This window comes from Caballeronia sp. LZ003, from assembly GCF_031451465.1.
In the GTDB taxonomy this organism is placed as follows: Bacteria; Pseudomonadota; Gammaproteobacteria; order Burkholderiales; family Burkholderiaceae; genus Caballeronia.
The window spans coordinates 239,072-249,993 of the sequence record NZ_JARUXJ010000002.1; the positions used below are offsets into that span (position 1 = coordinate 239,072).

Here is a 10,922-nt window from a genome sequence, read left to right on the forward strand (position 1 = left end):
TCGAGAGCCGCGCGGACGGCCACGCGCGACTCGTGGCGAACAAAGAATCGGAGACAGCAATGTATGACTTTGTGATCGTTGGCGGAGGCGCGGCGGGTTGTGCGCTCGCGGCGCGTCTGAGCGAAGACGCAAGCAGCCGTGTGCTGCTGCTCGAAGCCGGTCCCGCCGATACCGACCCGTACATCCATATGCCGGTCGGCTTCTTCAAGATGACGAGCGGCCCGCTGACCTGGGGCTATCGCACGGTCGCGGCGGCGGAAACGCAACGGCGGCAAATTCCGTTCGCGCAAGGCCGCGTGCTCGGCGGCGGCGGTTCCATCAACGCGATGGTCTACACGCGCGGCCAACCCGCCGACTACGACGCATGGGAACGCGAAGGCTGCACGGGCTGGGGTTTTCGCGATGGCGTCCTGCCTTACCTTCGGCGCATGGAAGACAACGAGCGCTTGTGCAACGAGTATCACGGCGTGGGCGGGCCGCTCGGCGTGTCCGATCTCATCAGCGTCAACGAACTGACCAAGGCCTTCGTGCTGGCGGGTCAGGAAGCGGGCCTGCCGTATAACAGCGACTTCAACGGCGCGCAGCAGGAAGGCGTCGGCGTGTATCAGGTCACGCAGCGCGGCGGCAGGCGTTGCAGCGCGGCGGTCGGCTATCTGCAACAGGCGCGCTCGCGCGGCAACCTCACCGTGAAGACGAACTGTCTCGTGTCGCGCATCGTGATCGAAAACGGTCGCGCGGTGGGCGTCGAATATGCCGATCAAAACGCGCGCTCGAATGTGATCGTGGCGCGCGCCGAGCGCGAGGTGATCGTGACGGCGGGTGCAATCGGTTCGCCCAAGATACTGATGCTCTCGGGCATCGGCCGCGCGGCGGATCTCGAACGCGTCGGCATCGAGCCGCTGCATGCACTCGACGGCGTCGGCGCCAATCTGCAGGATCACTTCGACATCGACATCGTCTATGAGCTGAACGGTCCGTACAGTCTCGACAAGTATGCGAAGAAGCACATGATGCTGCTCGCCGGTCTCGAATACAAAATCTTCAACAAGGGACCGGTGACATCGAATATCGCGGAAGGCGGCGCCTTCTGGTATTCGGCCAGCGACGTGCCGACGCCCGACCTGCAGTTCCATTTTCTGCCGGGCGCGGGCGTGGAAGCGGGCGTGCCGCCGGTGCCGTCCGGTTCGGGCTGCACGCTGAACTCGTATTTCCTGCGTCCGAGGAGCCGTGGGAACGTCACGCTTCACAGCGCCGATCCCGCCGATGCACCGGTCATCGATCCTGCCTACATTCGCGACCCCCACGATCTCAAGGTGGCCGTGGAGGGCATTCGCCAAAGCCGCGAAATCATGAGTCAGAACGCGCTCGCCAAGTACATCAAGAGCGAGCACTTTCCGGGCGGCTCGGTACGCACGCAGGCCCAATACGAGGCATACGCGAAGCAATACGGACGCACGGGCTATCACCCGGTCGGCACCTGCAAGATGGGTATCGACGAAATGTCCGTGGTCGATCCGCAGTTGCGCGTGCATGGCATCGAAGGGCTGCGCGTGGCGGATTCATCGGTGATGCCGCGTATCGTCAGTTCGAACACGAACGCGCCGACGCTGATGATCGCGGAGAAAGCCTCGGACCTGATTCGCGGACTCGTTGCGGCGAAGGCGCCCGCGACGGGCCAGCTGGCGGCGCACGCGGGCCGCTCGCTGCACGACGTCACCGTGAGTGTGGCGTAGGCGCCTGAAGGGTTCGGCAGCATCGGATTCTTCGAGCCATAAATAACTATCCGTCTATTTATTCCATTCGTGGGAGACATCATGTCTGAACAACATCAACGCACGGCTTTCTCGCGCCGGGACTTCATGAGGCTGGGCGCCGGAGCCGCATTCGCGGTGGCGGGTGGCGGCTTGTCGAGCCTGTCGCTCGGCGCGGACAAGACGACGCTCGCCTGTTCGTTCCGCTCGCTCACCAATCCCTATCACGCGGCATTCAACAAGGGCGCGCAGGGCTTTGCCGCGAGCGCTGGCCTGCCTTATGTACCGCTGACGACCGAAGGCAGCTCCGAGAAAGGCATTGCCGACATTCGCGCGCTCCTGCAACGTACCAACGGCAATCTCGTCCTCAACGTCGATCCCAACGACTCCGCCGATGCCCGCGTGATCGTCGAAGCCTGCTCGAAAGCGGGCGCGTTCGTGACGACGATCTGGAACAAGCCGAAGGACTTGCATCCGTGGGACAACAACCCGAACTACGTGGCGCATCTTTCTTACGATGGCGTCGCGTACGGCGAGGAAGCGGCGACGCAACTTTTCAAGGCGATGGGCGGCAAGGGCGGCGTCGTTGCGCTCGGCGGCATCTTCAGCAATGTCCCGGCGATCGAGCGCAAGGCCGGTCTCGAAGCCGCGCTAAAGAAGTTCCCCGACATCCAGTTGCTCGACTTCCAGGTGGCCGACTGGAACTCGCAAAAGGCGTTTCCGATCATGCAGGCGTGGATGACGCGCTTCAACTCGAAGATCAAGGGCGTATGGGCCGCGAACGACGACATGGCGCTCGGCGCCATCGAAGCGTTGCGCGCCGAAGGGCTCGCGGGCCAGATGCCGGTGACGGGCATGGACGGCACGCCGCCCGGACTCGCCGCGATCAAGGCGGGCGAACTGATCGCGTCGGTGGACTGGGACCCGTATTGGCTCGGCGGCATCGGCTTGTCGATGGGCTTGCAGGCGAAGGACAAGAAGATCGACGTGGCCGCCCTGCCGAAGGACCGGCGCGAATCGTATTGCAAGGCCACGTTCGTGACGAAGGCGAACGTCCAGGACGTCATCAAGCGGGCGGCCGCGCCTGGCGGTGACTGGAACAACCTCTATGCCCGCGTGTCGGGTCCGGTGATTTATCGATGAACAAGTTGACCGTGGCGCCCACCCGGCAGGCCGTCCGCATAACAACAACCGGGACTCCATTGGTATCGAAGCAGGCTTTGCTGCGACGATTCGCACCCGTTCTGGTGCTGGTGGCGCTCGGTCTTTGCATCGGCGCGCTGAACCACGATTTCTTCGATCCGATGAACCTGTCGCGAATCGCGGTGGGCGCGGCGATTCCGTTGACCATCGCCTTGGGCGCCGCGTTCGTGATTCAGCTCGGCAGCATCGACCTGTCGGCGGAAGGCATCGTCGCGGTCGCGGCGATTGCCGTGTCGATGCTGGTCGAGAACTCGTACAACGATAACCACTACGGGCTGTGGGTGCTCGCCGTGGCGATCGCGGCGGGCGCGTTGCTCGGCCTCGCCAATGGCGTGCTGCACGTGCTCCTGCGCATCCCTTCGTTCATCACGACGCTTGCCGTCGGCTTCGTGGCGACGGGAATCGGCACTGCGTGGCTGTCGGGAAACACCATCCGCGTGAGCGACCCGATGCTGCGCGCCATCTCCATCACGCGTTATTTCGGCTTGCCTTTGTCGGTGTGGATCGCGGTGCTGGTGCTGGGAATCGCGTGGTTCGTCTACAAGCACACGCTGCTCGGCCGGCATACGCTTGCCATCGGCGGAGGCGAGGACCTCGCTCGTCTGAGCGGCGTGCGAGTATCGCGCGTGCGCATTGCGGTCTTCGCGCTGGCCGGTGCGTTCTATGGCGTCGCGGGCATTCTGGCCGTCGCGCAATACGGTCAGGGTCACGCGCGTATCGCCGATGGTCAGTTGTTCGTGGCGATCACCGCAATCGTGGTCGGCGGCACGTCGCTCGCGGGCGGCAACGGCAGCCCGATGAACACGCTCGTCGGCACGCTCATCGTCATCGTGCTCGGCAATGGCATGGTGCTGCTCGGCGTTCCGCCTTACGTGCAGCAGGGCATTCAGGGCGTGCTGATCATCGCGGCGGTAACGCTCGCGCTGAATCGTTCGCGCCGGCGCATCGTCAAATGAGCGTGAGGAGATGAACATGCTGTCACTCAAGAATGTCACCAAGCGCTTTCCGGGCGTACTTGCGCTCGACGATGTGTCCATCGACGTGCGGCCCAACGAGATCGTCGGTCTTATCGGCGAGAACGGCGCGGGCAAGTCCACGTTGATGAAGCTCCTGACCGGCGCGTATCGTCAGGATGCGGGCGAGATCACGCTGAACGGCAAGCCGCTCGTGATTCGCAATCCGCGCGATGCGACCTCCAAGGGCATCGCCATGGTGTATCAGGAGCAGTCGATCCTGCCGAACCTGACGGTCGCGGAGAACCTGTTTCTCGGGCGCGAAGAACAGTTCGTGACCTTCGGCCGCATCAACTGGTCGAAGCTCAAGCGCGCGGCGCAGAAGGAACTGGCGACCGTGCGTCTGAATATCGATCCATTGACGCTCTGCGAAGACATATCCTTCGGTCAGCGGCAGATGGTGGAACTCGCGCGCGCCTTGTCGCTGGCGAGTCGCACGGGCGGCACGCCGATCATCTTGCTCGATGAGCCGACCTCCGTGCTCGAAGCAGGCGAGATCGAGATTCTCTTCGGCCTCGTGCGCGAACTGAAGTCGCGCGCCTCGTTCGTGTTCGTCTCGCATAGGCTCGACGAGCTGTTGTCACTTTCCGATCGCGTGTATGTCATGAAAGACGGCAAGGTCGTGTCCGAGATGGCGTCGGGAACGGCGTCGGTGACGAAGCTGCATGAACTGATGGTGGGCCGTACGCTGCATGGCGAGTATTACCGCGAGAATCTGCAGAAGCCTTGCCGCGACGATGTAGCGCTTTCGGTGCGTCACGCGTCGCTCGGACATGTGCTCGATGACGTGTCCTTCGATGTCCGCTGCGGCGAAGTCTTCGGAGTCGCAGGCGTGGTCGGCTCGGGGCGCGAGGAACTGTGCCGCGTCATCGCGGGACTCGAAAAGCTCGATCGCGGCGAAGTGCTGGTGGGCAGCACGCATCTGAAGCCGCATGCGAATCATGCCGTTGCATTGGGCATTGGCTACGTGCCGCGCGAGCGCAAGGTCGAAGGTCTCGTCACGCAAATGAGCGTCGCGCAAAACCTGACCTTGCCGCGTCTCAATGCGGTGAGCCGTGGCGGCATCGTGAAGAAGGCGCGCGAGCGTGCGTTTGCCAACGAATGGATCGAACGTCTGCACATCAAGACGCCCGGCGCCGATGCGTCGTGCCGCAATCTCTCTGGCGGCAATCAGCAGAAAGTGGTGCTCGCGAAATGGCGCTTCGCGGGCAGCCGAATCCTCGTGCTCGATCATCCGACACGCGGTCTCGATGTCGGCGCGAAGGAAGAGGTTTATCAGCTGATCCGCGAACTGACGGCGGACGGCGTGGCGGTGGTGCTGACCGGCGACACGCTCGAAGAGATCCTCGGCCTCAGTCACCGCGTGATGGTGATGCGCGACGGCCGCGCCGAAAAAATCATGCCGTGCGAAGTCGGGCGCAAGCCTTCGCAGGTCGAAATCGTCGAACACATGGTCTGAGGTCGATATGCCACAACTAAACGCTTCCCTCGCGGCGAAGCTGCGCGACAATGCGCCGTTTCTCGCACTCGTCGTGCTCTACGTGTTGATCGAGATTGCACAGCCGAGCTTTCTCGCGCCATCGACACAACTCGGTTTGCTTGCCGATAGCTCGACGCTTTTCATCATGGCGGTCGGCACGACATTCGTGGTTTTGCTCGGCAGCATCGACCTTTCGTTGCAGGCGGTGGCGTCGTTGTCGAGCGTGATCGTCGCGATGCTGCTGCCGCGTTACGGCGCGATGGCGGCGGTGATCGCGCTTGCGGCTTCGTTCGGCATCGGGCTTTTGAGCGGCGTCATTCAGACCGTGCTGCGCATTCCCTCGTTCATCGCGACGCTCGCGGTCGGCGGCATTGCATCGGCGGCGGCGTTGACGTTGTCGGGTACGCGTTCCATCGGCATCAGCGACGAGATGCGCAATGCATCGCTTGGATGGACCACGGGTACGTCGTTCGGCGTGCCGCATGAAATCCTGCTTGGCGTGGCCGTGTTTTTGTTCTGCCTGTTCCTGCATCGCTCGACGGTGTTCGGCCGTCGCACCGATGCCATTGGCGCGGGCGAACCCGCCGCCATTGCCTCGGGCGTGCGCGTGTCGACCACGAAGTGCCTCGTGTTCGGCACCTCGTCGTTCTTCGCGGGACTGGCGGGCGTCGTGATGGCAGGGCGTCTTGGAAGCGGTTCGCCCACGCTTGCCGATCAATTCCTTTTGCCGGCCATCGCGGCCGTGATCGTCGGCGGCACGGCGCTGACGGGCGGCGCGGGCGGCATTGGACGGACGCTCGTCGGTGCACTGCTGGTGTCGGTGGCGCGCGTGGGCATGACCTTCGTCGGCATCAGCGTATTCGCGCAGCAGATCGTGTTCGGTCTGATCCTGATCGTCGCCGTCACGGTGGCTTTCGATCGGTCGAAGGTGTTGATCATCAAGTGATACTTGCATTCGTTGAAGGACGGTTAGCTCATGAAAATCCTCGTGGCAGTGAAGAGAGTGGTGGATTACAACGTGAAGGTGCGCGTCAAGTCCGACGGCAGCGGCGTCGAACTCGCCAACGTGAAGATGTCGATGAATCCCTTCGACGAGATCGCGATGGAAGAAGCCGTGCGCCTGCGCGAAGCAGGTGTGGCGACGGAAGTCGTCGCGGTATCGTGCGGCGTCGCGCAGTGCCAGGAGACTTTGCGTACCGCGCTGGCGATTGGCGCGGATCGCGGCATTCTCGTCGAGTCCGGCGATGAACTGCAACCGCTCGCCGTGGCGAAGATACTGAAGGCGCTCATCGACAAGGAACAGCCGCAGCTCGTGATTCTGGGCAAGCAGGCTATCGACGACGATTGCAATCAGACCGGCCAGATGCTCGCCGCGCTGGCTGGGTTGCCGCAAGCGACGTTTGCATCGAAGGTGGTGGTGACGGACGGCAAGGCGACGGTATCGCGCGAGATCGACGGCGGCGCCGAAACGTTGACGTTGAAGCTGCCTGCGGTGATGACGGCCGACTTGCGCCTGAACGAGCCGCGCTATGTCACGCTGCCCAATATCATGAAGGCAAAGAAAATGCCTTTGGAGACTTTGAAGCCCGTTGATCTTGACGTTGACGTGACGCCGCGACTGAAGACGCTGAAAGTCGCGGAACCGCCGAAGCGTTCGGCGGGCGTGGTGGTGCCGGACGTGAAGACGCTGGTCGAGAAGTTGAAGAACGAAGCGAAGGTGATCTGATGACGATTCTAGTGATTGCGGAACACGATAACGCGTCTATCAAGGCGGCGACGTTGAACACGGTGACGGCGGCGGCAAAAATCGGCGGCGAAATCCATGTGCTGGTTGCCGGTGCGAACGCGCAGGGCGCGGCCGATGCGGCAGCCAAGATCGCAGGCGTATCTAAAGTGCTGCTTGCGGACGCGCCTCAACTCGCCGAAGGTCTGGCCGAGAACGTCGAGGGCACGGTGCTGAATATCGCGAAGCACTATTCGCACATCCTCGCGCCCGCGACGGCCTATGGCAAGAACATCGCGCCGCGTATCGCAGCGCATCTGGATGTCGCGCAGATCAGCGACATCACCGCCGTCGTTGGTGCCGATACCTTCGAGCGTCCGATCTACGCGGGCAACGCCATCGCGACGGTGCAATCGAGCGATCCGATCAAGGTCATCACGGTGCGTGCAACGGGCTTCGATCCGGTGGCGGCAGAAGGCGGCAGTGCATCGGTCGAGAAGATCGAAGCGGCAGCCGACGCTGGCATCTCGTCATTCGTCAGCCGCGAAGTCACGAAGCTGGATTGGCCGGAACTGACTTCGGCTTCGATCATCGTTTCGGGTGGACGCGGCCTCGGCAATGGCGAGAACTACACGACGGTGCTCGAACCGCTCGCTGATAAACTCGGTGCTGCGCTGGGCGCGTCGCGCGCGGCGGTGGATGCGGGTTACGTGCCGAACAGCTATCAAGTGGGTCAGACGGGCAAGATCGTCGCGCCGCGGTTGTACGTGGCGGTCGGCATCTCGGGCGCGATTCAGCATCTGGCCGGGATGAAGGACAGCAAGGTCATCGTCGCCATCAACAAGGACCCGGAAGCGCCTATTTTCAGCGTCGCGGATTATGGTCTGGCTCAGGATCTTTTCGAAGCCGTTCCGGAGCTGACGACGATCGTGTGACACATCAACGCCCAAGGAAGGCTCGATGCGCAAAATTCGAATCGCGATGGTCGGCGCTGGATTGGCTGCAACGCCTCACGCGCTCGCATTGAATGAATTGCGTGAGGAAGTGGAGGTCGTGGCGGTCGTCGGCCGTTCGCCTAAACGAGTAGAACGGTTTGCCAGCGCGCATGGGTTTCCTGTCGGCGCGTCTGTCGATGCGATATTGAACGACGCGACCATCGACGCCATGCTCGTCCTCACGCCGCCGAATACGCATCTCGAACTGGTCGAACAGGCCGCCGCAATGCGCAAGCACGTGATGCTGGAGAAACCGCTCGATGTGTCGATGTCGCGCGCCACGCGCATCGTCGATATCTGCCGTACTGCGGAATGCAAACTCGGCGTGGTGTTTCAAAATCGCTTTCGTCCCGCCGCGCAGCGGCTGGCGGAAGTGAAGGCGAGTGGCGCGCTTGGTTCGATTGCATGCGCGGGACTCGATCTGCGCTGGTGGCGGCCGCAATCCTATTACGACGAACCGGGCCGTGGCACTTATGCGCGCGATGGCGGTGGCGTGTTGTTGACGCAGGCAATTCATTCGCTCGACATTCTTCTGTGGCTGGCGGGCGATGTGTCCTCGGTCGCGGCGGCTACCGCGACCACCGCGTTGCACACGATGGAGTCCGAGGACTTTGCAAGCGCTTCGCTTACGTTCGCGAGCGGCGCCGTGGGTCATCTTCTTGCAACCACGGCGGCGTTTCCGGGCTTTCCGGAGCGCATCGAGTTAATCGGCGATAAAGGCACGGCAACGCTCGAAGGCGGGCACTTGCGCGTGTTTTTCCGTGATGGAAGCATCGACGAGTTCCGCGATCCTTCGTCGTCGGGCTTCGGTGCGAAGCCGATGGACTTCTCGCACGCCGCGCATCGTGCGTTGTTGAAGGACTTTTTCGATGCCGTGCGGGATGATCGCGCGCCGAGCGTCAGCGGCGATGATGCGCTTCGTGTGCAGCGGTTGATCGAGCGCGTCACGGCGGATGCGGGGAAGCGGTTATAAAGCGTATGAGCGCACCGCTTGCCGGAACAATATGAGCACGGGACAATGGCGCTTTTCCAGAAGAGCGGTTCGCGCCATCGAACACCCCGATCATGCCTACCATCAGCGCGCTATTCGTCTATCCAGTCAAGTCATGCGGCGCAATCGCACTCGATTGCGTGCAGCTCGCCGTTCACGGGTTTCCATGGGATCGCCACTGGATGGTCATCGACGAAAACGGGCGCTTCGTCTCGCAACGCGAATTCCCGGCGATGGCGCGCATCGTTCCAACGCTCACGGCAGATGCGCTCGTGCTGAATTCCCCCGATGCTGCCGCACCGCTCGAAGTGCCGCTTGCGCACGAGAAAGACCCGGCGCGCGTTGCCGTGAATGTCTGGCGCGATCACTTCGAGGCGTTAGACGAAGGCGTGAGCGCCGCGCGCTGGTTCTCCGCACGCCTCGGCGTTCCCGTGCGGCTCGTGCGCTTTGCCGACGACGTCACGCGCCTCGCGGGCAAGACGTGGACGCGCGATGCCGACGCACCCACGCAATTCGCCGATGGCTTTCCGCTGCTGGTCACCAACCACGCCTCGCTCGACGATCTCAACGCGCGTCTCGAAGCGAAGGGCGCGCCGTGCGTGCCGATGAATCGCTTCAGGCCCAATGTCGTCTTGAGCGGTCTCGATGCCTTCGAGGAAGACCTCATCGATACGATCTCGGTCGATGGCATCGTGTTGCGCATGGTGAAGCCGTGCGCGCGCTGTCCGATCACGACGGTCGATCAGACGCACGGCGTGCGCGACGCGCAATGGCCCAACGAACCGCTCGACGTGATGATGGGCTGGCGCGCTAATGCTCGCGTAGATGGCGGCCTCACGTTCGGACAGAACGCGATTGCTCTTGACGGCGCGGGCCGTGAGTTGCGCGTTGGCGCGAGCGTCGACTATGAACTGAGTTTCTCCGACGACTTTTGAGGCGCGTCCCTCTTCCTCTTCAGCGCGGCATTGCGCGTGCTGGTTTTTGGCGGCGCGAAGGTGCGCGATGCATCGAGCAATGCTAGGGCCGTTTCCGCGCTCGCACTTGAGCGGCCTCTGAGTGAACTCGTTGTCCTGCGCTTGTCGTCGAGCAGCTACACCTAAAGTGATGCATGCGTCGCAATCGTCGAACACGCTGCTTCGCGCGTGTCGTCAGAACGCGGTGGCCGTTGCATTGTCGCAGCGCGAGCCACCGTCGATCGACCCACGAATGTCCCGCTGAACCCGTCTTCCGGGCGACGTGCATGGTTTGTCCGACGACGCGCTGACTGGCTGCGCCAGTTGCGGATTTGCGTTCATCTGCGAATTGCCGACGACACTCGAAAGGTACATGGCCGAGTCTTGTGGCGAAGCCGGATTTTCTGCGCGTGCCGTACAGGTCAGACAGGTCGTGAGTGCAGCCAGCAGGATGGAAAGTCGCATGACGGACCTCGAAGATGAACGTTGAGCGGCGTGACGTGTATTCCTGGCTTCTGCCGCGATTCAGCCAGATTGGTGCATTGCACAACGTCAGGTTTCTCTGGCCAAAAAGCGTTGTCAACCGGATAAATTTGCTGGCGGATTATCTTCGACGCGGTAGACGATTTATTGCGCGTGGTTTTTCGAGGGAGCGTGTCGTACCGCCGCTCTGAATGGACGAAAAAAAGCCCGCTAACAAGCGGGCTAAAACACTTCACCCAGAGGGCCGCAAGGAGATACGGTCCTCTCGTTGAGGCTCGGACGTTATCGGCAAGAATCAACGAGAGAAGAAGGCACGTGGTCCTTCCCTCT

The 10,922-nt window shown here is 62.4% G+C and carries 10 protein-coding genes; 9 read left to right on the forward strand and 1 reads right to left on the reverse strand.

Going from position 1 to position 10,922, the window contains the following annotated elements; translation table 11 throughout:
• Nucleotides 1-59: 59 nt before the first annotated feature.
• The 9 genes from QCE79_RS15725 to QCE79_RS15765 all read left to right on the forward strand — a co-directional run bounded on the left by QCE79_RS15725 (nt 60) and on the right by QCE79_RS15765 (nt 10,091).
• Complete coding sequence (locus QCE79_RS15725) at nt 60-1,733, forward strand: GMC family oxidoreductase (RefSeq protein WP_244830543.1); 1,674 nt, start codon at nt 60-62, stop codon at nt 1,731-1,733.
• A gap of 81 nt (nt 1,734-1,814) precedes the next feature.
• Nucleotides 1,815-2,894, forward strand: a complete 1,080-nt coding sequence (locus QCE79_RS15730) for a sugar ABC transporter substrate-binding protein (protein ID WP_244830542.1) — start codon at nt 1,815-1,817, stop codon at nt 2,892-2,894.
• The gene (locus QCE79_RS15735; RefSeq protein ID WP_309845771.1) at nt 2,891-3,910 is read left to right on the forward strand and encodes an ABC transporter permease; all 1,020 of its coding nucleotides are present in this window, start codon (nt 2,891-2,893) and stop codon (nt 3,908-3,910) included. Before QCE79_RS15730 ends, QCE79_RS15735 begins: the two co-directional genes overlap by 4 nt.
• Before the next feature lie 16 nt (nt 3,911-3,926).
• Nucleotides 3,927-5,426 carry a sugar ABC transporter ATP-binding protein gene (locus QCE79_RS15740; RefSeq protein WP_309845775.1) on the forward strand — a complete coding sequence of 500 codons (1,500 nt, stop codon included), beginning with the start codon at nt 3,927-3,929 and terminating at the stop codon, nt 5,424-5,426.
• A gap of 7 nt (nt 5,427-5,433) precedes the next feature.
• Complete coding sequence (locus QCE79_RS15745) at nt 5,434-6,393, forward strand: ABC transporter permease (RefSeq protein ID WP_309845777.1); 960 nt, start codon at nt 5,434-5,436, stop codon at nt 6,391-6,393.
• Nucleotides 6,394-6,423: 30 nt separating this feature from the next.
• Complete coding sequence (locus QCE79_RS15750; RefSeq protein WP_309845779.1) at nt 6,424-7,173, forward strand: electron transfer flavoprotein subunit beta/FixA family protein; 750 nt, start codon at nt 6,424-6,426, stop codon at nt 7,171-7,173.
• A complete protein-coding gene (locus QCE79_RS15755; protein ID WP_309845782.1) occupies nt 7,173-8,105 on the forward strand; it encodes an FAD-binding protein in 933 nt (310 codons plus the stop codon). Before QCE79_RS15750 ends, QCE79_RS15755 begins: the two co-directional genes overlap by 1 nt.
• A gap of 25 nt (nt 8,106-8,130) precedes the next feature.
• Nucleotides 8,131-9,138, forward strand: a complete 1,008-nt coding sequence (locus QCE79_RS15760) for a Gfo/Idh/MocA family oxidoreductase (RefSeq protein ID WP_309845785.1) — start codon at nt 8,131-8,133, stop codon at nt 9,136-9,138.
• 92 nt (nt 9,139-9,230) lie between these two features.
• Entirely contained in the window at nt 9,231-10,091 is an 861-nt protein-coding gene (locus QCE79_RS15765; RefSeq protein WP_309845788.1) for an MOSC N-terminal beta barrel domain-containing protein, read from the forward strand.
• A 213-nt stretch (nt 10,092-10,304) separates the two neighbouring features.
• Here QCE79_RS15765 and QCE79_RS15770 read toward each other — a convergent pair whose 3' ends face one another.
• On the reverse strand, nt 10,305-10,574 hold the full coding sequence (locus tag QCE79_RS15770; RefSeq protein ID WP_250468353.1) for a hypothetical protein: 270 nt from the start codon (nt 10,572-10,574) through the stop codon (nt 10,305-10,307).
• Nucleotides 10,575-10,922: the final 348 nt, after the last annotated feature.